23 protein-coding genes are annotated in these 23,796 nt (G+C 69.4%); 5 read left to right on the top strand and 18 right to left on the bottom strand.

What is annotated here, in order from left to right:
• Nucleotides 1-501: 501 nt before the first annotated feature.
• The 4 genes from ABZV00_RS09670 to ABZV00_RS09685 all read right to left on the bottom strand — a co-directional run bounded on the left by ABZV00_RS09670 (nucleotide 502) and on the right by ABZV00_RS09685 (nucleotide 4,571).
• The gene (locus ABZV00_RS09670; protein WP_355603554.1) at nucleotides 502-1,305 is read right to left on the bottom strand and encodes an SDR family oxidoreductase; all 804 of its coding nucleotides are present in this window, start codon (nucleotides 1,303-1,305) and stop codon (nucleotides 502-504) included.
• A gap of 10 nt (nucleotides 1,306-1,315) precedes the next feature.
• Nucleotides 1,316-2,947: an FAD-binding protein gene (locus tag ABZV00_RS09675; protein ID WP_355603557.1), complete on the bottom strand. Its 1,632-nt coding sequence runs from the start codon at nucleotides 2,945-2,947 to the stop codon at nucleotides 1,316-1,318.
• 224 nt (nucleotides 2,948-3,171) lie between these two features.
• On the bottom strand, nucleotides 3,172-3,999 hold the full coding sequence (locus ABZV00_RS09680; RefSeq protein ID WP_355603740.1) for an SAM-dependent methyltransferase: 828 nt from the start codon (nucleotides 3,997-3,999) through the stop codon (nucleotides 3,172-3,174).
• A gap of 299 nt (nucleotides 4,000-4,298) precedes the next feature.
• On the bottom strand, nucleotides 4,299-4,571 hold the full coding sequence (locus ABZV00_RS09685) for a GlsB/YeaQ/YmgE family stress response membrane protein (RefSeq protein ID WP_355603560.1): 273 nt from the start codon (nucleotides 4,569-4,571) through the stop codon (nucleotides 4,299-4,301).
• 101 nt (nucleotides 4,572-4,672) lie between these two features.
• Here ABZV00_RS09685 and bla point away from each other — a divergent pair, with 101 nt between their 5' ends.
• The gene (bla, locus tag ABZV00_RS09690; protein ID WP_355603562.1) at nucleotides 4,673-5,593 is read left to right on the top strand and encodes a class A beta-lactamase; all 921 of its coding nucleotides are present in this window, start codon (nucleotides 4,673-4,675) and stop codon (nucleotides 5,591-5,593) included.
• A gap of 10 nt (nucleotides 5,594-5,603) precedes the next feature.
• Here bla and ABZV00_RS09695 read toward each other — a convergent pair whose 3' ends face one another.
• Nucleotides 5,604-6,860, bottom strand: coding sequence for an MFS transporter (locus ABZV00_RS09695; RefSeq protein ID WP_355603565.1), 1,257 nt, complete (start codon nucleotides 6,858-6,860; stop codon nucleotides 5,604-5,606).
• Nucleotides 6,861-6,988: 128 nt separating this feature from the next.
• Between ABZV00_RS09695 and ABZV00_RS09700 the strand changes: the two genes are divergently transcribed.
• Entirely contained in the window at nucleotides 6,989-7,939 is a 951-nt protein-coding gene (locus ABZV00_RS09700) for a LysR family transcriptional regulator (RefSeq protein WP_355603568.1), read from the top strand.
• Nucleotides 7,940-7,942: 3 nt separating this feature from the next.
• Here ABZV00_RS09700 and ABZV00_RS09705 read toward each other — a convergent pair whose 3' ends face one another.
• The 3 genes from ABZV00_RS09705 to ABZV00_RS09715 are packed head-to-tail and all read right to left on the bottom strand — an operon-like array spanning nucleotide 7,943 to nucleotide 11,130.
• Nucleotides 7,943-9,682, bottom strand: coding sequence for a multicopper oxidase family protein (locus ABZV00_RS09705; RefSeq protein WP_355603570.1), 1,740 nt, complete (start codon nucleotides 9,680-9,682; stop codon nucleotides 7,943-7,945).
• Nucleotides 9,679-10,131, bottom strand: a complete 453-nt coding sequence (locus tag ABZV00_RS09710) for a DUF6220 domain-containing protein (RefSeq protein WP_355603573.1) — start codon at nucleotides 10,129-10,131, stop codon at nucleotides 9,679-9,681. Before ABZV00_RS09710 ends, ABZV00_RS09705 begins: the two co-directional genes overlap by 4 nt.
• 9 nt (nucleotides 10,132-10,140) lie before the next feature.
• Nucleotides 10,141-11,130, bottom strand: coding sequence for a carboxymuconolactone decarboxylase family protein (locus tag ABZV00_RS09715; RefSeq protein WP_355603575.1), 990 nt, complete (start codon nucleotides 11,128-11,130; stop codon nucleotides 10,141-10,143).
• Between the two features lie 144 nt (nucleotides 11,131-11,274).
• On the opposite strand from ABZV00_RS09715, the gene ABZV00_RS09720 reads away from it, so the two are divergent.
• The 3 genes from ABZV00_RS09720 (at nucleotide 11,275) to ABZV00_RS09730 (ending at nucleotide 13,968) form a co-directional block, all read left to right on the top strand.
• Nucleotides 11,275-12,405: a sensor histidine kinase gene (locus tag ABZV00_RS09720; protein WP_355603578.1), complete on the top strand. Its 1,131-nt coding sequence runs from the start codon at nucleotides 11,275-11,277 to the stop codon at nucleotides 12,403-12,405.
• A gap of 76 nt (nucleotides 12,406-12,481) precedes the next feature.
• Nucleotides 12,482-13,144 (top strand): response regulator transcription factor, encoded by a 663-nt coding sequence (locus ABZV00_RS09725; RefSeq protein ID WP_328425279.1) that lies wholly within the window; start codon nucleotides 12,482-12,484, stop codon nucleotides 13,142-13,144.
• Between the two features lie 110 nt (nucleotides 13,145-13,254).
• Nucleotides 13,255-13,968: a hypothetical protein gene (locus tag ABZV00_RS09730; protein WP_355603582.1), complete on the top strand. Its 714-nt coding sequence runs from the start codon at nucleotides 13,255-13,257 to the stop codon at nucleotides 13,966-13,968.
• On the opposite strand, the gene ABZV00_RS09735 is transcribed toward ABZV00_RS09730, so the two are convergent.
• The 10 genes from ABZV00_RS09735 to ABZV00_RS09780 are packed head-to-tail and all read right to left on the bottom strand — an operon-like array spanning nucleotide 13,928 to nucleotide 23,664.
• A complete protein-coding gene (locus tag ABZV00_RS09735; protein WP_355603585.1) occupies nucleotides 13,928-14,359 on the bottom strand; it encodes a hypothetical protein in 432 nt (143 codons plus the stop codon). The genes ABZV00_RS09730 and ABZV00_RS09735 overlap by 41 nt on opposite strands.
• 49 nt (nucleotides 14,360-14,408) lie before the next feature.
• Entirely contained in the window at nucleotides 14,409-15,035 is a 627-nt protein-coding gene (locus ABZV00_RS09740) for a 3-oxoacid CoA-transferase subunit B (RefSeq protein ID WP_355603588.1), read from the bottom strand.
• On the bottom strand, nucleotides 15,035-15,730 hold the full coding sequence (locus ABZV00_RS09745; protein ID WP_355603591.1) for a 3-oxoacid CoA-transferase subunit A: 696 nt from the start codon (nucleotides 15,728-15,730) through the stop codon (nucleotides 15,035-15,037). Before ABZV00_RS09745 ends, ABZV00_RS09740 begins: the two co-directional genes overlap by 1 nt.
• On the bottom strand, nucleotides 15,727-16,914 hold the full coding sequence (locus ABZV00_RS09750) for a thiolase family protein (protein WP_355603594.1): 1,188 nt from the start codon (nucleotides 16,912-16,914) through the stop codon (nucleotides 15,727-15,729). Before ABZV00_RS09750 ends, ABZV00_RS09745 begins: the two co-directional genes overlap by 4 nt.
• Before the next feature lie 6 nt (nucleotides 16,915-16,920).
• Nucleotides 16,921-18,651 carry a CocE/NonD family hydrolase gene (locus ABZV00_RS09755; RefSeq protein WP_355603597.1) on the bottom strand — a complete coding sequence of 577 codons (1,731 nt, stop codon included), beginning with the start codon at nucleotides 18,649-18,651 and terminating at the stop codon, nucleotides 16,921-16,923.
• Nucleotides 18,652-18,675: 24 nt separating this feature from the next.
• Nucleotides 18,676-19,614 (bottom strand): MBL fold metallo-hydrolase, encoded by a 939-nt coding sequence (locus ABZV00_RS09760; RefSeq protein ID WP_355603600.1) that lies wholly within the window; start codon nucleotides 19,612-19,614, stop codon nucleotides 18,676-18,678.
• Nucleotides 19,611-20,537, bottom strand: a complete 927-nt coding sequence (locus ABZV00_RS09765; RefSeq protein WP_355603603.1) for an alpha/beta hydrolase — start codon at nucleotides 20,535-20,537, stop codon at nucleotides 19,611-19,613. Before ABZV00_RS09765 ends, ABZV00_RS09760 begins: the two co-directional genes overlap by 4 nt.
• A 4-nt stretch (nucleotides 20,538-20,541) precedes the next feature.
• Complete coding sequence (locus tag ABZV00_RS09770) at nucleotides 20,542-21,663, bottom strand: FAD-dependent monooxygenase (protein WP_355603606.1); 1,122 nt, start codon at nucleotides 21,661-21,663, stop codon at nucleotides 20,542-20,544.
• A 14-nt stretch (nucleotides 21,664-21,677) separates the two neighbouring features.
• Nucleotides 21,678-22,631, bottom strand: a complete 954-nt coding sequence (locus tag ABZV00_RS09775; RefSeq protein ID WP_355603609.1) for a hypothetical protein — start codon at nucleotides 22,629-22,631, stop codon at nucleotides 21,678-21,680.
• Between the two features lie 49 nt (nucleotides 22,632-22,680).
• Entirely contained in the window at nucleotides 22,681-23,664 is a 984-nt protein-coding gene (locus tag ABZV00_RS09780) for a hypothetical protein (protein WP_355603612.1), read from the bottom strand.
• Nucleotides 23,665-23,796 lie beyond the last annotated feature (132 nt).

The raw sequence follows: 23,796 nt of genomic DNA on the forward strand, positions 1-23,796 counted from the left end.
TCACCTTCGTATTCGAATGGTTCGCCGTGCCTGCGGCGGTCGACGCGACCGCACTCCTGTCGGTGCGACGCCTTCTCGACCGCTCTGAAATTGTCGGCAATCAATGGGCGTAGCTCATCCATCGCCCTGCCAACTGGAGGGAACCGCTGCGCAAACGGCATGCCGACAGTGGCGTTGCCCGAAATGTGTTCGCCCGGCCCAGAAATGAAACATCGATGCAACGCAATCGTAGGAAAGCGGTTTCCCTCAAGGCAAGGGCTAGCGCTTGCAGGTTTTTTGCAGTGTCCGTGCGAGAGCCGGCGCATGGGGGCGGTCAGCGGGCTTCGCGCTCGCCCGCACTGGCTGACGTCCAGTTTTACGCGGCGGTGCCGATGCCCGGCGAGTCGGCCCCGCCGCTGCGCGACGGGGCCGGTTCAACAGATTGCGGGCCCGGTCAGCTGGTCAGCGGGCGGGACTTACGGCGTTGCGTCACTCATCGGAATGACAGGGCGCCTGGCGCCGCTATTCCACCAGGTCTCGCATCTTCTTGGCTATCAGGGGAATCGCGCGGGCGGGCATGAGACGAGACATGCGGTCGAGCATCCGAGCGTCCTTGCCGATCGTGACTCGCGGCGCCCCCGTCACGACAGCCTCAACGATCTGCCGCGCAGCCTCCTCAGGAGACGTGAGCTTGGCCGCCGCTTGCGCCTGATCGGCGACGGCGCCCCTGGCGTCAACCCCGGAGTTACCCAGGATGTTGGTGGCGATGCCACCCGGGAAAACGATGGTCACTTTGAGTGGACCGCTCTGGTGCTCGGCGATGAGCCCTTCGGTGAAGAGCTTCACCGCCGCCTTGCTCGCACCGTAAGCGCCCTGTCCCGGGAACGGCACCAGCGAACCCATCGAACCGACATTGACCAGCGACGACGCCGGCCGTGCTTCGAGCAGCGGCAAGAAGGCCTTCGTGGTGTTGACAGTGGCCCAGAAGTTGACCGCCATGACGCGCTCGATGTCCTCGAAACTCAGTGCGGCGATCGGCTTGAAGTCATGCACGATGCCGGCGACGTTGATCAGGCCGTCGACTTGTCCGTGGGCGGCAACGACTGCCGAGGGCAGCGCCAGGACCGCCGCGCGGTCGGTGAGGTCGATGGGCATGGTGATCAGCCGATCGCCGGCGCGGGCACGATCGGCTGTCTGCTTGAGGCCGGCTTCACTCAGGTCGACGGCGACGACACGGGCACCACGCGCGAGCAACGCCAGGGTGACCTCCCGACCGATCCCGTTTCCACCACCGGTGACGACGAAAACGTTGTCCCTGATCTCCACGACGGTCTCCCTATCTCCCGTGTGCCAGGTGGCGGGCGGCGCGCAGCCCGAACACCACAGCCGGGCCGATAGTCGAGCCGGGGCCCGGGTAGGTCCTGCCCATCACCGAGGCTGAGTTGTTGCCGGCCGAGTAGAGCCCCTCGATCACCGATCCGTCCTCGCGCAGGGCGCGGCCGTCGGCGTCTGTGACCACGCCGCCCTTGGTGCCGAGGTCCCCGATGACGACCTTAACGGCGGTGAACGGCCCGTGTTCCAACGTGCCGAGATTGGGGTTCGGGTGGACCAGCGGGTCGCTGTAGTAGCGGTCGTACGCCGAGTTGCCGCGGCCGAAGTCGCCGTCAACACCGGCGCGGGCAAAGCCGTTGAACCGCTCGACCGTCGCGGTCAGGCAGGCCGGATCAACGCCGATCAGCGTCGCCAACTCCTCCAGCGTGTCTGCTTTGAACAGCACCCCCTCGCGCCGCATCGCCCGCTTCGCCTTGGGATCCAGCAGGTAGCTGCGAAGGTAACGACGGGCATGCCGGCGATCGGCGATCATCCAGTACGGTCCAGCCTTGTCGTGGTCGAGCATGTGGTGCCCGAGGTCGACGTACGACTCCGACTCGTTGGCGAACCGATCGCCCCGCGCATCGACGATGATCGAGAATGGGAACGACCGTTCGCCGACGATGAACGACGGCTCGGACGCGCTTGTCGCGGCGACGGACGCTCCCCACCACGCGTCGTCGAGCAGTTCGGTGGCCGCGCCGTGAGACATCGCGATGCCGATCGGCTTGCCGAGATTGCCCGGTGCACCAGACGGGGAGCCGTCGATGCCGTGGTATTTCCGCCGCCACTCGCGGTTGTAGTCGAAGCCGCCGGCTGCGAGCATCACGCCGCGGCGCGCGCCGATCGTGAGCTGCCCGCCCTCATGGGTGATGCGCACCCCGACGACCCGGCCGTCCGTGACAACAAGATCTTCCAGCGGCGACTCCAGCCACAGGTCGGCCTTGTGCTTGACCACCACGACGTTGAGGAACGACGCCGTCAGGCCGGCGCCGATGCCCGCGAGCTTCGCACCGCGAACCAGGCCGCCTGCCGCGCGGAAGGCGAGCTGCGCACCACGCCGGAAGCCGCTGGGCGTCGACCAGGCCCGGCCCAGCAACCACACGTCGTCGGTGAGGATCGGCATCGCCGCGGGTGCTTGCGATGAGTGCCACCACTTGCCGATCTTGCGTAGGTTGAACGGCTTGTGCTCAATGGAGCGGCCGATCTTTCCGCCCGGCCGCTCCGGGTAGTAGTCGGAGTATTCGGCGGCGCGTACGAACTCCATGCCGTACTTCTGCGCGGTCTCGACGAAGTCGGCGACACCGTCGACGAACGCCTCCTTGCGCTCCCGGCTGGTCGAACGGCCCTCGTCCCCGACAGTGGCCTCGAGGTAGGTCAGCGCCTCGGCGCGCGAGTCGCCCACACCGTCGCGTCGCATGAGCGGGTTGTTGGGCAACCACATGCCGCCACCGGACTTCGCGCTGTTGCCGCCCCACTTCGCCGTGCTCTCCAGCATCAGTACTGAAAGACCCTCGTCGATCGCACCCAGAGCGGTGGCAAAGCCGGCAGCACCGGTGCCCACAACGACTACGTCATAGGTTCTGTCGAAGGTCATCGGCAGCCTCCCCTAACCGGACAATGTCGTCCGGTCACACTTTTCAGTGTGCTCGGTGACAAACGTCAGGTCAACCGCGGCCCGGCTGCTTCGGCTGACAATCGCGGGGCGATCGTGGCCGCCGCACGCGCGGTCTTCACCGAGCGCGGTTACCACGCCCGCCAGCTCAGCGCAGGCGGGCGGTCGTGCTGGCTCCGCTTCCCACAGGCCGCCCCCGGGAGTCCTCAGTGCTTGCGGCCGACCCCGCCGAAGGCGTCGATGTCGACGGGCGTGTCGACCGCGTCGTCGGGTCGCCACTGCGGGCACGGTACGACGCCGGGCTCCACCAATTCCAGGTCATCGAAGAACCCGGCGATCTGGTCGGGCGAGCGCAGTGTGTACGGGGTCGCCCCGCTGTCGTTGTAGTCGTCCTGCGCCTGCTGCATCTCGGGGCTGATCAGGCTCGTGCCGTCGTTGAGTGAGAGGTAACTGCCGCTCGGCAACGGCGCCAGCAGCTGGCGCGTGATCGACCGGGCCGTCTCGTAGTCGGGCACGTGGCCCATGACACCGCTGAGGATGAGCCCGATCGGCTGCTGAAAGTCGAGCGTCTTGCCGGCCTCGGCGATGACCGCGGCCGGGTCGTGCAGGTCGGCGTCGATGTAGGCGGTCCTGCCCTCGGCCGTGCTGATCAGCAGCGCACGGGCGTGCACCAGCACCAGCGGGTCGCTGTCGACGTAGACGATCCGCGCTTCCGGCACGATCCGCTGCGCCACCTGATGGGTGTTGTCGGCCGTCGGCAGCCCGGTGCCGACGTCGAGGAACTGGCGAACCCCCGCCTCACCGGCGAGGAACGTGATCGAACGGACCAGGAACTGCCGGGAGGCACGGGCGACGTCGACGACGCCGGGGAAGACCTGCCGGTACTGGTCGCCGGCCTCGCGGTCGACCGCGAAGTTGTCCTTGCCGCCGAGCCAGTAGTTCCAGATCCGCGCCGAATGCGGCACCGACGTGTCAAGCTTCTGCTGCACGTCGACCTGGCCAGCCTCAGGCCGGCCGGTCGCCTGCGGATCCATGGTCACGACGAACCCCCGTCTCAACTGCGTACGCACAATCCGGTCGCGGGACCGCCCCATCGAGGAAGGCACTCCCGCAACCGTGCCACGGTATAGAAGGCAGCGGATCGACGCCACCCGGCCAGTCCACGTGAGAGACAAGGCGTTCCGCCCGCCAGCGCCGCCGTGCTCTCCTCCACCATGGCGGCAATCGGGCGCCTCGGCCATGACGCCGATAGCAGACGAGGCCGCACAGCCCGCACAACGGGCGCCGGCCCGACCCTGTTGAACGGGGTCGGGCCGTCGCGATGGCGCGAAGATCAGTGCACGCGGCGGCGGCCGTAGGCGCCGGCGGCGATCGCCACGCCGATAGCGGCGAAGACGACCTGGAGGACCAGCTCGATCCAGTCCACCCCACTGGTGTCGTCGACGCCGACGGCGCCAGCGACGAGGGTGCCGAGGATCGCGGCGACCACACCGATGAGCAGGGTCAGCCAGATCGGGATGTTCTGCTTGCCTGGTACGACCAGCCGCCCGAGCGCGCCGATGATCAGACCGATGATGATGGCGGTGAAGAAGCCGGTAACTTCCACGAGAGCCGTCCCTCCAGAGGATTGTCGTCGCCCTCCTATTGCCCCGGGCAACTAACGGCAAAACCGGTCCGGGGCGTCAACCGACGAAAGGAACACGAACCGTGCTTCTCGCGACCCGCCGGGCTGCCGTGGCGACCACCACCGCGCTCGCGCTCGCCGCCTGTTCGGCAGCAGAAGCGCCGACCGTTTCCCCGTCGCACTCTCCGTCGAGCCCCGTCGCCACCTCCCCCTCAGCGCCCGCTGCCAGGCCGGATTTCGCCCTCCTCGAGGCGGAGTTCGACGCTCGGCTCGGCGTTTATGCCATCGACACCGGCACCGGCCGCACCGTCGAGCATCGCGCCGACGAGCGGTTCGCCTACGCGTCGACCTTCAAGGCGCTCGCCGCCGCCGCGGTGCTGGACGCGACCTCGACTGCCGAGCTGAACCAGGTGGTCCGGTACACGAGGGCCGACCTGGTGACCCACTCGCCGATCACCGAGCGGCACGCGGGGAAGGGGATGACGCCGCGCGAACTGGGTGACGCCGCCGTACGGTACAGCGACAACACCGCCGCCAACCTGCTGCTGAAGCGGCTCGGCGGCCCGGCTGGCTTCGAGCGGGCCCTACGCGACCTCGGCGACCAGGTCACCGATCCCGAGCGGTTCGAGACCGACCTCAACGAGGCGACCCCCGGCGACCAGCGCGACACGAGCACTCCCCGGGCCCTTGCCACCGACCTCCGCGCGTACGTTCTCGGCGATGCGCTCTCCGCCGAAGACCGCACGGTGCTGACCGCGTGGCTCAAGGGGAACACGACCGGAGACAAGCTCATCAGGGCCGGCGTCCCGGCCGCCTGGCAGGTCGGCGACAAGACCGGCTCAGGCGGGTACGGCACCCGCAACGACATTGCCGTCGTCTGGCCCCCCGACAGCGCCCCCATCGTGCTCGCGATCCTCTCGACCCGCGACGAGAAGGACGCCGAGTACGACGACAAGCTGATCGCGCAGGCGGCGAAGGTGACGGTCGAGACCCTGCGCCGGTAGGCCGCCCGCCTCACACGCCCGCCGGCGACGACTGATCGGACCTGCTCGACAGCCGGGTCACGGAGTCCTGGCGGCGGGGTAGCAGCAGCGGGCTGGCGAGGATGAGCAGTCCCGCGACGGCGATAGCCGTGCGTGGGCTGGTGGCGCTGGCGAGCAGTCCGCCGAGCGCGCTGAGGATGGCGATGGCTGCGCTGCTGCTGATCGACCAGGCGGAAAGGGTACGGGCGATGCGGTCGTTGGGCGTGTGTTCAAGCCGGTAGGTGGCGAGTACCGGGTTGTACAGGCTCATGCTGATGATGATCGCGAGCTCGACAGTCATCACGGTCACGAGGCCGGCGACACCCGGCTGCACGAAGGCGAGGCCGATCAGCCAGACCGCGCGCAGCGTACCGACCGTACGGAGGATTCGGTGTTGGCCGTACCGCGCCACGACGCCGCGGGCGAGACGTGAGCCGATGAGTCCGCCGACGCAGGGGACGGCGAAGGCGAGGCCGTACTGCCAGGGTGGGAATCCGAGCTCGCGGAGCAGGAGCACGGCCAACAGCGGCTCGGTGGCCATGATCAGTCCGCTGACGAGCAGCTGGTTGAGGTAGAGCGCCCGCAGGCCGGGATGGCTCAGGAGGTGTCGCCAGCCGTCGAGCAACTCGGCGGCACGTACCCGGCGCTTCTCGGCTCGCTGCGGGTGTTCTTCGCGACCGCGAATCGCCGTGATGCCCAGCGCCGAGAACAGGTAGCTGAGTGCGTCGGCCACCACGGTGGTGACCGGCCCGAACAGGCCGATCGCCGCTCCGCCCAGCGGCGGGCCGACGGCGATGGAACTCCACGTCGTCGACTCGAACCGCGCGTTGGCCACCAGCAGGTCTTCTGGCCGGACGAGGGCCTTGAGGTGGGCGCCGCTGGCCGCGCTGAAGGCGATCTTGGCTGCGGCGACCACGGCCGAGACGATCAGTAGCTGGACGAAGCTGAGCATGCCGAAGGCGTAGGCGACCGGGATCGTCAGCATGACCGCGAACCGGGCCAGGTCCATCGCGATCATCACCGGCCGCTTACGGCGGAACTCCACCCACGGCCCGAGCGGCAGCGCGATCAGCGCGCCCACTGCCGGCCCCACCGCGGACAACACGGACACCTGAGCGGGGCTGGCATCCAACACCAGTACGGCGATCAGCGGGAACGCACCGAACCCCAGCGCCGAGCCGTAGGCGCTGGCCGCGTAGGCCGCCCACAGCCATCCGAACTGTCGGCCCAGGGATCGCCGTCTGACCACGCTCCGCGCCTCCCGCTTCGACAACCGGCCGTTGATCGCTGGAGAGCAAAGCAAGGCCCGGGACGACGGGTCAAACAACTGAACTGGCGGCGAGCCACAACCGTCTGTTGTGCGATTAGGGTCTTCGCGTGGATCTCGACGCCGTGCGCACCTTCGTCGCCGCTGCGGACGCCGGCCAGTTCCAGGAAACCGCCGCCGCGCTGTCGATCACCCAGCAGGCCGTCTCCAAGCGCGTCGCCGCGCTGGAGAACGACCTGAACGTGCGCTTGTTCACCCGTACGGCCCGCGGGGTCCAGCTCACGATCGACGGCCAGGCGTTCCTGCCCCACGCCCGTGAACTCCTGCGGGTGGCAGAGCGCGCCGACGCGTCCGTGCGCCCTGGCCGGCGCGCCCTACGCGTCGACGTCGTCAACCGGCGGATAGCGCCGGCGGTACGTCTGCAGGACTTCTACCGTCTGCACCCCGAGATCGAGCTGGATGTCGTGACCCTGAATGCCGACGTCGACGCCGCGATCGCCGCCGTCGAGGCCGGGACGATCGACGCCAGCTTCCACGCTGTCACCACTCCCCCGCAGCATCTGCCCGGCGCGATCAAGGCCGCCCGAGTGATCGACGACCCACACCAGCTCCTCGTCGGGCCCAACCATGCGCTCGCCAACGCGCGCGCCGTCACGCCCGCTCACCTTGCCGGACATCGCATCTGGATGCCCGGCATGGCCCCCGGCACCGAATGGGCCGACTACTACGACGAACTCGCCGCCGCGTTCGGGCTCACCATCGACGTGGTCGGGCCCATCTTCGGAAACGAGGCTCTGCTGGCGGAGATCGCCGACTCCCCGGAGTTGGCGACCTTCGTCGGCGAAGGCTCGCGGTACCTGTGGCCGGACAGCTACGACCTGCGGCGGATCCCGGTGCGTGGTCCGACCCCGATCTACCCGATGTCGATGATCTGGCGTGCGGACAACCCGCATCCCGCGCTCCGCAAGCTTCGCGACTACCTCGACTCCAGACGGGCGGAGGCACCCGACGCCGAGGTCTGGACACCGACCTGGGCACGGCGGTCAGTCCCGCATTCCTGAGGATCACGAGTACATCAGGTGCAGCATCATCCCGGCGTCGGCGTGCCCCAGATTGTGGCAGTGGTTGGCCCACACTCCTGGGTTGTCGGCCCGGAACGCCACCTCCCACACGTCGCCGGGGCGTACGTCGAAGGAGTCCAGCCACAATGGGCTTCCGGTCGCCGGCTTTCCGTTGCGGGACAGCACCAGGACGTGATGGCCGTGCAGATGCCACGGGTGCACGATCTGAGACCGGTTGACGATCGTGAACCTGACAACGTCGCCGAGGCGGACGACCTGCGACGGGATGTCCGGATCGGCCGCGCCGTTGACGGTGTGGGCGTATCGCGGAAGCAGTCGGTGCAGGTCGAGGCCGCGGTCGAGCACGAGGGTGAACTCCCGGTCGAACCGGGACCACGGCACCGGAGAACCGACGCCGTAGGTGAGCGGATCCAGCACCGGCCACGCGGCGGTCGCCGCCGACACCGGTCCGGTCGAGTAGACCGCCCGTCCGTCGACGAACAGCGCCACCGGCGTGGCGGGGGCGGTGAACACCAGGTCGTAACGACCCCCGGCCGGGATCAGCACGGCGGTGTCCACGAGCGACGTAGGGCCCTGCAGGTCGGATCCGTCGATCGCGGCGACCCGGAATGCCGTCCCGGCCAGGGCGTACCGGTGCGTCGTGCTGTCGGTGTTGATCAGCCGCAGCCGCACGGGCACACCCGCCTCGACCGGCTCGGTTCTCGGTGCGGGCAGCGGTAGGCCCGCCAGCGTGTGCACCGGCACCGTGACGTCGACGCCGGTCATCGGCGCCGGGCGCACCACCAGGACACCGTAGAGACCCATCCGGACGCCGACGTCGGAGACCGAATGCGTGTGGTACCAGTACGTCCCGGCCTGGTCGGCGCGGAACCGGTAGACGAACTCCTGTCCGGGCAGCACCGCCGCCTGCGTCACGCCCGGCACTCCGTCCTGACTGTTCGGCACGTCGTACCCGTGCCAGTGCAGCGTGACGCCTCGCTCGATGTCCCGGTTGCGCAGCGTCACCTCCAGGACGTCGCCGACGGTGGCTGTCAGTTCCGGCCCGGGAACCTGCGCGTTGAACGCCCACGCCGCGACGTCCCGGCCGCTCGCGCTCACCGTGGTGGTCCCGGCCGTCAGGGCGAACCGCCTGGTGGGTTCGTCGGCGGTCCGCGCATCCCGATATCCGTGATCATGGGGTACGCCGGGCGCGGCGGCCGGGGCGGCGGCTAACCCGGTTCCGGTCACCAGCGCCGCGACCGCCACCACGAGGGCTGCCCGGGACACCAAACGGGACGGGCGCGCGCCGAGGGCGCGCCAGGAGACCGCGGTCGCCGCGACAACCCCGGCGACCGCTAGCAGTCCCGTGCCCGCCGACGCCGGATAGCCGTGCAGGAGCGTCACGAGCAGTGCGCTGCTCGAGGCGTACCCGGCGAAGAGAAGCGGGACCGCGACGGACCGGATGTCGCCCGGCAGCCTCAGCAGCCGCGGCCCGACGACGGCCACCGCCGCGAGCGACAGTGGGGCGGCGATGAGGACCTTCTCCGCCGCGAACCACCAGCCGGCGCGGGCGAGCGCGGTGATCGTGATCGCCCGGGCGAGCGTGGCGAGCAGCGCGAAGGCGGCCAGTCCCAGCGCGAGCGGGCGGCGCCGGGCGGCCGACGCGGCGCCGCCGCCCAGCCATCCGGCGGCCGCGAGGACCGCGATCACGAGGTCGGCCGCGAGCAGTGAGCCGGTGGTCATGCCGGCTCTGCTTCCCGGACGGTCACGGGGGTGGCGTCGACCGGCGCCGGGCTGGCCAGCTGTCGCGCCGCCCGAACCACGCTGACCACGACGTGCACCGCCACGATTCCGTTGACCGCGTGCAGCCCGGCGATGGTCAGGCCGAGTGGGGTGCTGGCGCCCGCCGGGTCGGTGGACGCGTTCGCGAGCATGGCGATGAGCGCCTGCACGACGACGAGGCCGATCGGCAGGATCGCCAGTCCGACGAGCCGGCCGGGCGCCTTCGCCAGCGCGGCGAACAGGGCAGTGAGCAGGGAGAGAACGGGGATGACCGCCATGCCGTTGACGCTGTGCAGGACATAGGCGCCGTCGCCCGCGGGTTTCGTGAACCCGCCCACGGCGGCGAAGACGAACTGCAGGACGAACGAGACGAGCAACAGAATGCTGGTGATGACGAATGCCTTGCGCATGGTGACCTCCTAGAGGTGTGCCGAGGCCAGGGCCTGGGCGACGTGATCGGTGGCCGTGATCGCCCCGTACGCGACAAGCCGCACGAGGTCGGCGTCGGCCGGATGGGAGAGCCGCCAGAGGGCGACGTCGCCCACGCTGATGGCGCTGGGAGCGAACGCCGCCAGCAACGCGATCCGAGTCCCGACGCGGTCCGTGCCGGGCACGTCCCGGACCAGGTCGACGGCCCAGTCCGAGGGCCGGGCCGGGTACCGCCCGTCCTCCCAGCGCACGGTGGCCGTGACGGTCTGGCGCGCCACGTCGCCCAGGAGGTCCCCGCACTGGGTGGCGGCGTTGCTCAGCGCCAGGTACGCGACACCGACCGGGCTGTCCCCCGCCCAGGCCGGTGGCGCCGTCGTGCCGGCGTCGACGAGCGAGAGGCTGCGGCCGGGCTCCTTCGGCCCCCGGGCCGTCTTGGCGTAGAGCCGACCTCCGACCGACCGCACCAGCGGGGAGCGTTGCAGGCCGCCGGGCAGCAGATCCGGGTCGAGCAGCGCCGAGACGATCCGGTTGATGAAGTGGAAGGCGAGCAGGGTGCCGGTGACCTCGGGGCCGTACGGGCTGGTCCAGCCGGCGGCCTTCGGGCTGCGGCTTGCCTCCGCCCAGCCGGCGAGCTCGGCGTGCCTCGGCTCGGGTGGCGTCCCGCCCTGGGCAATGACCTCGCCCAACGCGTGCTCGCCCAGCGCGTGCAGCAGCATCACGTGGGCGTCGACGCAGAACCGGCAGCGGTTGGCGCGGGACACCGTCGACGCGACGAGCTCGCGGTCGACCCGGGACGCGTCCCCGGCGAGCAGGGCCTCGCGCATCAGCGCCCAGGTGGCGGCCAGCACCTCCGGTACGGGCGAGAGCGCCTGGAAGGTGGGCACCGGCCCGATGAAGTCGTCCCACAGCTGCCGGTAGACCTCCGCGGTGAGACCGGTCGCCGCCTTCGCGGGGTTGGGGGTGAAGAAGCGGTATGTCATGAGCTCGATGCTTGCCTCGACGGGCCGGGAATACGTCGTGCCGCCGCAGACACTTGCCCGGCCGCCGATACCGCGTCCGCAGTACGCCTCATCTACTGCGGGCGCGGGATGCTCCGCTGACGACGGCCGTTCTACAGTTCGACCATGCGCCGCGACCTGCCGTACGTCCTCAGCGGCCTCGCCCTCGGCGGCCTCCTGCTCGGCAACGCCGCGCTCGCACCGGACGCCGCAACGGTCGGGGCTGTCGACGTCCTCCTGGTCCTGGCCATGGCGGCAGCCCTGGCGGTGTGCCGGCGGTACCCGGTCGTGGCGTTGAGCGTGGTGACCGTCGCCATGCTGACCCTCCACGTCCGGGTGCACTCCGGGGTGTCCGCCGCGTTCCCCGTCCTCGGCGCGGTCTACGTCGCCGCCTGGCGGGGGCACCGATCGGCCGCCGCCCTGGCCAGCGTCGTCTTCCTCGGTGGCTTCCTGGCCCGCGACATCTCGGTCGCGCCCGCCGGCCAACCCGGCCAGCTGATCGCCGAGCGGACCGCCCTGCTGCTGGGCTGGTTTGTGGCGGCCAACGTCGCCGGGTTCGTCGCGCGGCAGCGCCGGGCGTACCTGGAACAGGTCGAGCAGCGGGCGATCGAGGCCGAACGCACCCGCGAGGAGATGGCGTTGCGCCGCGCCGGGGAGGAGCGCCTGCGCATCGCCCGCGATCTGCACGACTCGCTGACCCACAACATCTCCGTGATCAAGGTGCAGACCGGGATCGCCGTGCACCTGGCCCGCAAGCACGGCGAGGAGCCCTCGGCCACGCTGCTGGCGATCCAGGAGGCCAGCAGCGCCGCGATGCGGGAACTGCGAGCCACGCTGGGCGTTCTGCGCTCACCCTCCGACGAGGACCGCGTCGGGCTGACCTGGGTGGGCGAGCTCGCCGAACGGACCCGGGCCGCTGGCGTACCGGTGCAGGTGACCGTCACGGGTCAACCCCGGGACCTGCCCGCCGAGGTCGACCAGGCCGGATATCGCGTCGTCCAGGAGGCCCTGACCAACGTGGCCCGCCACGCCGGCCCCGCCACCGCCCAGGTCCACGTCGAGTACGCCCCGGCGCAGCTGACCGTCTCGGTGACCGACGACGGCCAGGCGTCGCCGGTCCGGCCGGTGACACCGGGTGTGGGCCTGCGCGGCATGCGGGAACGGGTAACCGGAGTGGGCGGCACACTGCGAGCCGCCGCCCACGACGACCGCGGGTTCACGGTACGGGCCACGTTCCCGCTGGACGGTCAGGCATGACCGAGCGCTTGCGCGAGGTCCAACCAGCTCAGTCAGCCACGGATCGTGGCGGCTCCGACCGGAGGGAGGAGCCGGCATGATCAGGGTCCTGCTCGCCGACGACCAGGCTCTGATGCGGGCCGGATTCCGGGCATTGCTCGACGCCGAGGACGACCTGGAGGTCGTCGGCGAGGCCACCGACGGCACGTCGGCCGTCCAGTTGTCGCGACGCCTGCGCCCGGACGTCGTGCTCATGGACGTGCAGATGCCGGGACTCGACGGCATCGAAGCCACCCGGCGCATCGCCGCTGATCCCGACCTCGCCGCGATCCGCGTCCTCATCCTCACCAACTACGGGCTCGACTCCTACGTCTTCGCCGCACTCCGCGCGGGCGCCAGCGGTTTCCTCCTCAAGGACGCCGACCCCGCCGACCTGCTGCAGGCAGTGGCTGTCGTGGCTCGCGGCGACGCGCTGCTCGCCCCGGCCGTCACACGTACGCTCATCAGCGAGTTCGTGGCCGGCCCACCGCCGGCCGAGCCAGCCGCCGGACGCGACGTGCTGACCGCCCGCGAACAGGAGATCGTCGAGCTCGTCGCCCGAGGGCTGAGTAACGACGAGATCGCCTTGCGCATGGTGATCAGTCCGTTGACCGCCAAGACGCACGTCAACCGGGCCATGATGAAGCTGCACTGCCGCGACCGTGCCCAGCTGGTCGTGTGGGCGTACGAGTCGGGACTGATCACGCCGCGTCGCCGGTAACACCGCGTCGTCCTGCGTAGAGGTCGCTCTGCCACCCCGTCACCGGACGAGGAAGGTCCGACGCACTAGCATTGCCGCGGTCTGGGACGGCTTGGCTGAAACGAGGCGAAATGCGTTGGCTCCGGCGGTTGCTGGGCGGCGGGCGGGTCCAGCTCGATGCGGGGCGGCAGGAGGCGCTGCTACGGGACGTCCAGTATCGGTACGGCGCCGGCGCGCAGATCCGGTTCTCCGAGCAGGTCGAGGCCGTCACCGGAATGCTGAACAGCGACGACGGCTTGGTGGTGGCAGCCCGGATCGTGAGCCAGGTCGCCGACGAGGCCCACGCGGACCTGAAGACCCAGGCCCAGGAAATACACCGACGGACGGGCCGGCGGCTCCTGGTGCACCGCCGGAACTACCGGCCGCTGTGGATGGAGGCCGGCCCGGCCCTGCGGTGGCCACTGTTCGCGTTGCCGTGCGGCTTCCATCCGTACGCGCAGGTGGCTGCCGCCGTCGCGGTAGTCGGCAGCCAGGCGCCCCGGCTCGACCGGGTGACCGACCCGAACCCGCTCCTGACCCACATGTTCGAGGTGCTCGACCTCACCACCGCCGGCTGGGAGTACGGCCGGGTGCGGGTAGACACCGACGCCGCCGCCCTGGCCGATCGACTGATCTCCAGCGCCGCGAAGGTCCTGGCGGCCATGGATGACCCGCCCCGGCTGCCACCTCCGGTCCGTGAGCTGATGCGCCGGAACAACACCCTCGCCGTGCACGATCCGACCGGCCCTCGGGCGGTAGCTGGGATCAATCTGGGCGCGAGGATGCGGGAACGTCTGCTGGCCTGACCTCCGGGCCTACGAAGAGGTCCTCGTTGCTGATGACGAGGCAGTCGAACATCTCGTTGAGGACAGCTCGCTGATGTTCGGTCAACGGGTTCGCGAAGACCGCGACGCCGACTCCGGACGCCTGGCACGCGTCGGCGACTTCGCGTGCCTTACCCGGGCTGAGCAACGTCCGTCGCGAGAAGGGAGTGGTCATCTTGTCCACACCGCCGCGAGAGACGCCCCGCCGCTGGACGTGCCGACTCACCACCCGACCACCGTGTGCTTCCACTGCGGTCGCCAGAAGATCGAGCTTGGCACCGAACTCGTTGTCCTGCGCCGAAAACAGGCCCACGAGCGCCACGTCGGCGCCGGCCAGCACCCGGTTCGGGGGCCTGGCCCGGTGTCGGTTCACCGGGCAAGAATGCCAGACATCGCTTTACCGACGATTGAGAATGTGGACGTCAGTCACAAGCGACCTCCAGCCGAGCCCGCAGCTCCTCGACGGAGGTGCCGAACGACTCGATCACGTGAACACCGTCGCGGGTGATCTCGAACACCGCGTGGTCGGTGTATACACGACTGACACAGCCGACACCCGTGAGGGGGTAGGTGCAGGTGGGCACGAGCTTCGGGCTGCCGTCCTTCGCGAAGAGCGTCATCATCACGTAGACCCGCTTGGCGCCGATCGCCAGATCCATCGCGCCGCCGACGGCGGGGATCGAGCCGGGCGCGCCGGTGTCCCAGTTGGCGAGGTCCCCGCTCGCCGAGACCTGGAAGGCGCCCATGACGCACACGTCGAGGTGGCCGCCGCGCATCATGGCGAAGGAATCCGCATGGTGGAAGTACGCCGCGCCGGGCAGTTCGGTGACCGGTACCTTGCCGGCATTGGTGAGATCAGGGTCGACCTCGTCGCCGACAGCCGCTGCGCCCATGCCCAGCATGCCGTTCTCGGTGTGGAGGACGATGCCGATCTCGGCCGGCAGGTGGTCGGCGACCTTGGTCGGTTGACCGATGCCGAGGTTGACGAAACTGCCCGGCTCGATGTCCTGTGCGACCCGGGCTGCGAGCTGGTCGGGATTGAGTGGCATCAGCGGGCTCCCCGCACGGTGTAGTGACGTGGCTCGACCTGGACCACCCGGTCGACGTAGATGCTCGGGGTGACGACGACCTCCGGGTCGATCTGCCCCGCGTCCACGAGTGACGAGACCTGGACGACGGTCGTCGTGGCGGCCGTGGCCATCACCGGGCCGAAGTTCCGGGCGGTCTTGCGGTACACGAGGTTGCCCATGGTGTCGGCAGTGTGAGCGGAGATCAGGGCGACGTCACCCTTGATCGGATACTCGAGGACATAGTCACGTCCGTCGATTGTGCGGGTCTCCTTGCCCTCGGCGAGCGGCGTGCCGACGCCCGTCGGGCAGTAGAACGCCCCGATGCCCGCCCCGGCCGCCCGCATCCGCTCGGCGAGGTTGCCCTGCGGAACGACCTCGAGCTCGATCTCCCCACGGCGGTAGAGGTCGTCGAAGACGTAGGAGTCGACCTGCCGTGGGAACGAGCACAGGACCTTCCGCACCTGGCCGGCCTTCAGCAGTGCGGCCAGGCCCACGTCGCCGTTGCCGGCGTTGTTGGACACGATGGTGAGGTCGCCCGCGCCGTGCCGGATCAGGGCATCGATCAGGTCGAACGGCATGCCGGCGAGGCCGAAGCCACCCACCAGAACGGTGTCGCCATCCTTGACGACGCTCACCGCCTCGTCCGGCGATGCGAAGATCTGCGCTTTGCTCACGCCGCTCCTCCAGTGACGTTCTCAAGGACCACGGCGAGTGCCTGGCCCACGCCGATGCAGATCGCCGCGACGCCGTACCGCTCGCGCCTCGCAACCAGCACCTTGGCGAGGGTGCCGAGGATGCGGGCGCCCGAGGCGCCGAGCGGATGGCCGATTGCGATCGCACCACCCTTGACGTTGACGATCTCGGGGTCGACCTTCCAGGCATCCAGGCACGCGAGCGACTGGACGGCGAACGCCTCGTTGAGCTCGACAGCACCCACCTGATCCCAGCCGATGCCGGCCCGTTCCAGTGCTCTGTTGGCAGCCTCGACCGGAGCGAACCCGAAGGCTTGCGGCTCCAGCGCGAACGCACCACGCCCCACGATCCGGGCAACCGGGTCAAGCCCGATCTGCGCGGCAGCGGCCTCCGAGCCGAGCAGCAACGCCGCCGACCCGTCGTTGAGCGGTGATGCGTTGCCAGCCGTGATCGTGCCGTCGGGCCGGAAGCTCGGCTTGAGACTGGCGAGTTTCTCCGGCGTGGAGTCGGCGCGGATGCCTTCGTCGCGGGTCAGGTCGACGCCGTCGACCGGAACCACCAGGTCGTCGTAGAAGCCCTCGTCCCAGGCCGCCGCCGCGAGCCGGTGCGAGCGCGAAGCGAACTCGTCCTGCCGCTCTCTTGAGATCGAGAACCGCTCCTGGAGCTGCTCGTTGCACTCCCCCAACGACACCGTCCACTCCGACGGCATCCGCGAGTTGACCAGACGCCAGCCGAGCGTCGTCGAAACGGCGGTGGTGTTGCCGGCAGGAAATGCTCGGTCCGGCTTTGGCAGGACCCACGGCGCCCGGGTCATCGACTCCACGCCGCCGACAAGCACGACATCGGCGTCACCGGTGTCGATCGTGCGGGACCCGACGATCGCCGCATCGAGCGACGAGCCGCACAGCCGATTGACCGTGGTCGCAGGTACCGACACCGGCACTCGGGCGAGCAGTCCGGCCATCCGGCCGACGTTCCGGTTGTCCTCGCCAGCCTGGTTCGCGCAACCCCACACGATCTCGCCGATCTCGGCCCGGTCCAGCGCCGGCGCCTTCGCGAGCACGCCGGTGATCGCGGTCGCTGCGAGGTCGTCGGGACGGGCGCCGGCCAGCGCTCCGTTGAACCGGCCGAACGGAGTGCGGACCGCTGCGTAGACGAATGCCATGCCCGCCTACCTCTTCTCCGCCGCGGTGCGCACCGTGAACGGCAGCATGAGTCGGGACTGGTGGGCGGCGTCGCGATAGATCTTGTGGGTGACGGGGCGACCCACCGGGAGGTGGAACGAGTCCGGTGGCAGCAGCGCGTTGTGCGCGTCGGCCAGCGGTTCGTCGTTGGACAGCTCCGCCACCAGACGGTGGCCGGGGTTGAACGTCGCCGCGAACGGGTAGAGCCGCAGGACGTACTCGTCGATCTTGCCGGGCTCCACCGGCACGGCGCGGGTGTGCGGGTGGTACGGGTTGCCCTCGGTCGTCCGGTCGTCCAACTCGCGGTGCGACGCCTTGAGGAAACCTGTGGTGATCAGCTGGCGGCTTCCGTTCGGGGCGACGTCCCACAGCCGCAGAATGAAATTCGTGTCGTCCTGGTCGATCTCGGCGAACAGGTGCGCCGCACCGGCGCCGATGAGTTCCGTGGGCTCCTCGAATGGCGCGGTGCTCCAGCTGACCGTCTCCACCTTGTCGGTCACCGTCAGCGGTGCCTGGTAGAAGCCGTCCGGGGCGGCGTGCTCCATGCCCATCAGCTCAGGCTGCGAGGAGAGCTTGTGGCGCGGTCGCAGGTACAGCGGCCTGTACTCGACTTCCTTCGGCGGCCACTGCTCTGCGGTGACCACCTCGCGCGAGCCCTCTACGAAGACGCTCACGGCCGGCTCGTCCTTGATGCCGTTGTCGATGCCCTTGAGCCAGTACTCGTACCAGCGGAACATCTTGTCGTGCTCCTCGATCCACGGGCGCGACTGCATCGGCGGGTAGGAGCCGATGTCCAGCTTCTTGGGACCCTTCAGCAGGTTGAACAGCTCGATGTGGCTGTCCACCGTCCAGCCGCGTCCCTGGTCGATCTGGAGATAGACCGGGATGTCGATGTTCTCGGCCAGCGTGATGGGGTTGCGCTCCTCGTACCACTTTCCGTCGAGGTTGTTCATCACGATGTCGAACCAGAGCTCGCGGTTCTTCGGGTACTTCAGCACGTGCACGAGGTTCGGCCACGCGGCGACGTCCGGGTCACCGAGCCGCTCGTCGACGAGTTTCTTGAGCTCCTCCGGTGAGTAGACCTCCTGCATACGGGACTTGACGTTGGTATGCGCGATGCCGGAGTCGCCACCGCGTCCCTCGCGGGCAGCCCGCGGCATGAACCACATGATGCCGCCGTGGTACGTGGTCTCGTAGAAGTCGAAATGGCCGCCGCTGACGAAGATCGCCTTCAGGTGTGGCGGCCGCTCGGCCGCGGCGAGCACCTGCATCGACCCGAAGTAGGAGATGCCGATCATGCCGATGTTTCCGTCGCACCACGGCTGCTCGGCAACCCACTCGATCAGGTCGTACAGGTCCTGACCCTGGGAAACACCACCGAAGTTGTAGTTGCCGATCATCGCGCCGCCGGAGTCGCCGGTGCCACGCATGTCACCGATGACGTGGACGTAGTCCTCCTTGACGACGCGCGCGATGTCGCCAGCCTCGATACAGCCGTCCCACATCGGGCTGGGGCGACGCTGCGGCGGCAGGGTGAGGGCGAGGGCCTGCAACTCCTTGCCGTAGGCGCTCATCGCAATCAGAGCCGGCCGCGGCTTGTCCTCCATACCGTGGTAGGCGTCCACGGCGAGGGTGACCCCGTCGCGCATCGGCACCTGCAGCTCCTTGCGGACGGCAATCGCCTGCTCGCCCGCCTGGATCGTCTGGAAGTCAGCCATGAGTGCGAAGTTCCTTGTCCTCAGTTACGAGTTCTGGTTGCAGTGCGTGCGGTAGCCGTGCATCGAGGTGAAGAACGGCGACGGCTCGAGCGTGGGGTCGCCGGTGTACCGGAGCCGCTCGGCGACAGGGGCGAACGGGGAGTACGGCGAGTCCGTCTCCTGCAGGCCGTCCTGAAGACAGCGGCAGGCCGCCTCGCTGACGGCGACCTCCAGGTCCAGGCTCCCCTGGAGCGCCTCCCGAGCCTGGTTGGCGTCGAGTTCGACGCCGTACGGCATGCCGTCCGCGCGGCGGTACGGGTGCCCGAGGTACAGGCGCTGCGGACGGACCTCGTCGCGCAGGTACCGCAGGCTGGCGCGGTACGCGACCGGGTCGACGTAGCCGGGGAAGCCGTTGGCGGCCCCGTGGACCTGGACGGCGTCGCCGACGAACGCGGAGCGCTGGCCGTCAATCACATAGGCCACCGATCCGGGCGTGTGGCCCGGGATCGGGTGGACGGAGACGGTGACGTCGCCGCCGAGCGAGAGGGTCTCACCGCCCTTGAGCAGCATGGTCGGCTCCATCTCGCCGGAGATGACCGCGTTGGCCGCGGCCGTCACCTTCGCCTCGCCCTCGGGGTCGTTCAGGTACCGCGCCCGACCGTGGAGGTACTCGTCCACGTGCGCCCGGCGCGAGCGCAGCATCGCGGCGTCGGCCTCGTGGATGACCACCTGCGCGCGCCGACCGGTGAGTTCCCACAGGGCGCGGGCGCCGCCGACGTGGTCGATGTGGCCGTGGGTCAGCAGGATCCAGCGCACGTCCTCGATGCGACGCCCGATGGCCTCCAGCGCGGGGACCATGCCCTCGGCGGGCGAGGAGGCGATCCCGGTGTCGACGATGGCCGGCTCGGGGGCGTCGATGAAGAAGCTGTACAGACCGAACCGACCCCACGGCGAGACCAGGGGGTGGACGTCCACCTGCGTCATGACCCGCTCCGCAGGAAGGCGGCCGTCTCCTCGAAGACCCGGTGGTACGCCGGGAGCCAGGAGAAGTGCTGCACGAATCCGTGGCCGGCGCCCGCGTAGCGACTCACCGTGACGTCGACTCCGGCCTGCTTGAGGCGCTGGCCGTAGAGTTCGCCCTCATCACGCAGCGGGTCGTGCTCCGCGGTCACGATCAGCGCGGGCGGCAGCCCGGTGAGGTCGGCCCGCTTGATCGGCGAGACCAGCGGGTCGGCGGGGTCGGCGCCGCTGTCGAGGTAGAAGGCGTTGAACGGCTTCAGCCCTGCCGTCTCCATGCCGTAGCCGACAGCGTTCTCGCGCAGCGAGGCGTAGCGGTCGACGTCGAAGTCGAGATCGAGCGAGGGGTAGAAGAGGACCTGGTGCGTGATGCGATCGAATCCCTCGTCGTGGGCCATCGCGGCGACGGCCGCGACGAAGGTGCCGCCCGAGCTGTCGCCGGCGATGGCGAGAGCGGCGCCGTCCCAGGCGAGGCGCTCGCCGTTATCGGCGACCCAGCGCACTACGGCGTAGCAGTCCTGGAGGCCAGCCGGAAAGGCAGCCTCGGGCGCCCGGCGGTAGCCAACGGAGACGACCTTGAGCCCGGTCTCCTTCGCCAGCGAGCGCGCGACGTGGTCGTGGGTGTCCAGGCTGCCGAGGAAGAAGGCGCCGCCGTGGAAGTAGACCAGCAGGCCGTACGCCTCGGCGTCGACCGGTGTATAGATGCGCACGGGCACGTCGCCCGCCGGGGTCTGGGCGGTCGTGTCCTCGACGGAGTGAAGCGGCAGCCGCTCGTCCAGCGGGGGAACCGTCGCCTCCTCGCCGGCGCGCATGGCCTCCGGGTCCAGGGGACCGGGAGGCGGAGCGGGCAGGCTGGCGATGACCTTCGCGATCTCCGGGTGCAGTGCCATGGCGTCAGGCCTCCGACCGGGCCGCGGGCTTTTGGCCGGGGAAGACGTCGTTGACCTCGTCCTCGGTCCATCCCTGACGGGAGATGCGCTGCAGCTCGTCGGTGACGGGCTTGCGGGTCGCCTGGTACAGGGCCAGCGCCTCCCGGACGGAGCCCGCCTCCAGCAGGGCGTCGGCGAGGGCGCCGGCGTCCATGATCGCCGAGTTGGCGCCCTGGCCCTGGTGGTGCAGCATCGAGTGGGCCGCGTCGCCGAGCAGCGCGACGGAGTCCGAGTGCCAGGTGTCGACCGGGTCGATGTCGTAGACGGCGCGGGCGTTCAGGGTGTCCATGTCGAGGTCGCGCGTGATATTCACGATTCGCTCGTCGAAGCCGTCCAGCGTAGCCAGGAGGTCGTCCTTCGTGACCTTCGGCGTCCAGGTGCTGTCGGGGCACAGGGCGGTGACGTCGAACGACACCTGGTTGCGGTGGCGCAGCGGCAGCAGGTAGACCTTCGTGCCCCTGCCGAGGTACATCCGGAGGTTGTCGTCGACGACCAGCCCGTAGGCGTCGTCGGCGGAGATCACCGCGCGGTAGGCGCGCTCACCGGAGAACACCGGAGCCTTGTCGCTGAACAACTGCTCACGGATCACCGAGCGGATGCCGTCGGCCCCGATCACGAGGTCGGCCGTCACCTTCTCGCCCCCTGCGAAGGTGAGCGTCGCGCGGTCGCCCTGGTCCGCGACGGTCTCCAGCTTGTGACCGAGGTGCACCATGCCCTCGGGAAGCACGCCCAGGAGAGCGTCGATGAAGTCACCGCGGTGGATCAGGTGGGTCTTGGTCACCTCGGCGGTGTCGTGGATGCCGGGCCACTCCTCCTTCATGATCGGCTCACCGGTGGCGGTGAGGATTTCGAAGTAGTCGCTCGGGGAGCTCACCTTCGCGATCGCGTCGAAGATCCCCCACGTACGGAACCGGCCCATGGTGGAGGGACGCAGACCGATGCCGGCGCCGACCTCGCGGATCTGGTTGGCCTGCTCGTACACGTTGACGTCGGCCCCGAGGAGGCTGAGGGCCTTGGCCGCGGCAGCGCCGCCGTACCCGCCGCCGACGATGGCGATGCTCAGTTTTTTCAAGTCGGAGGTCTGCATGGTTCTTGTCCTTGTCAGTTCTGGATCGTCAGGAAGTCAGCGGGGTTGTCGACGAGGATGGTCTTGATCGCGGCTTCGTCGAGACCGGCGGCGCGGAGGTCCGGGATGAGGTCCTCGAAGATGTAGTTGACGGTGTGGCCCTGCACGCCCGCCCAGCCCAGCGGGCTGCAGTTGGCGTCGGCCGAGGCGAGCACCTTGCCCAGGTGCCCCTGGCCGATGAACCGGAGGAAGTGGTCCAGCCGCTCCTTGCGCGGACGGGCCCAGAACGGCGGGTCCGGGAGCTCGGTCTCGTAGCCGAAGGTGTCGAACCCGACCCGGCCGCCCTGCTCCGCGATCCAGGTGTCGCGGGTCTTGTCGGCGTTGACGCCGTCGTCGACGTGCCCGAACAGGACGCGGTCGAGCGGGAGACCCTCCGCGTTGAAGATGGCGATCGCGTTCTCGACGTCGATTGCGAGGTGGGTCAGGATGGGCACGCCGGTGGTCAGGGCGGCCCGTGCGGCAGCGCGGTAGATGCGCTTGTCCAGGTCCGTCATGCGGCCGCCGCGGCTCACGCCGACCTTGATGATGCCGGCGCGGCCGCCGGTGTTGCCGATGCCGACGGTGATCTCGTGAACGAAGTGCTGGGCCAGGTATTCGGTGCTCGCCTGGGCGAAGAACGGCAGCGCGGTGTCGCCGCCGACAAAGCCGGTGCTGGCCACGATGTGCACGCCGGTCTTCGCGGACAGCGACTTGTAGTAGTCAACGTCTCGGCCGTTGCAGATGCCGGTTGCGTCGACGAACGTGCCGCCGCCGTACTCGTGGAACTGGCGCAGCTTCGGGACGGTCTCCTCGTACCGCTGCTCGGGGCTCTTCCACCACTTCGTGTCCAGCTCGGAGCCCGGCATGCCGTACCCGATGTGCTCGTGGACAGCCACGAGACCCAGCTCCTCGGTCGGGATCGACCCCAGGACGGTGTTGACTCTCGACACAACACTCACCTTTGAGAGAAGAAACTTGATGTCTTGAGCTCTCGCGCGCTCAGCGCACCGACAGCAGGTCGCGCGGGTTGTCGACGAGAATCCGCTGGATGTCCTCGTCGCTGATGCCCTGTGCCTTGAGGAGGGGGACGAACGCGGTCAGGACGTAGCTGTAGGGCAGGCCGTTGGCCGGGTGTCCCTTGGCGACGCCGGTCGCGTTGCTCGACAGCAGGATCCGACTGCCGTGGCCAGCCTCGACCAGCTCGGCGACCAGGGCGGCGCGCTCGGCGTCGCTGATGTGGCCGTCGTCCTCGGTGCCCACGTGGTCCAGGCCGACGTAGGCGCCGCGCGTCGCGACCTTGAGCGGCGCACCGGCGGCGACGGCGTCCCTACGGTCGAGCCCGCCGACGACGACGCGGTCGGCCGGCAGCTTCTCGTCCAGCACGATCTCGAGGTCACGTACGGCGTCGTTCCCGTAGCGGATGGAGAGCGGGACACCGGTGGTCGCGGCGGCGCGGGCCGCGCCGCGGAACAGGCTCTCGTCGGTCGCGGTCATGCCCGCGAGGGTCGCGGCGGTCGCCACAAGACCCGCCGCGGCCCGCCGCTCGACCCGGGGAACCACCATGCCCTCGGTGACCTCCCTGGCGAAGAGGTCGGCGAACTTCTCGGCCGGCCACGGCGTCGGAGGATTGGTCTGCGGCGTCAGGAAGTAGCCGCCGAGCATCTCCTCGGGGCCCTGGCCCACCGACGCGACGATGTGCACACCGGTCGTGCGGGAGAGGGCCTCGTACAGCCGCACGTCGCGCCCGTGGAACATGCCGGTGCTGTCGACGATCGTCCCGCCGCCGTGCCGGCGGAAGTCCTTCAGCTTCTCGGCCAGGATCTCGAAGATCTCGGCACGGTCGATGGTGACGTCGAACGCGTACTCCGCTCCCGGAACGACCGACAGCAGAGCCTCGTGCACCGCGACGACCCCCAACTGCTGTGCGGGAACGGGCCCAAGGACGGTGTTGACGGTGGTGTCCCCGGCAGTCTGGGCGCCCATCACTCGCTCTCCTCTCGGTCTCGGCGAGTGACTGCGGTCACGCCGCCGAGGTGAACGGTTTCACGTTCGTTTACGCCGTGTCAAGAATTTGGTCGTGAGGTAAATTAAATAGCCTACCCGTACGCGATCGAG

The sequence above is a fragment of the Micromonospora sp. NPDC005173 genome, from assembly GCF_040608515.1.
GTDB lineage: Bacteria > Actinomycetota > Actinomycetes > Mycobacteriales > Micromonosporaceae > Micromonospora.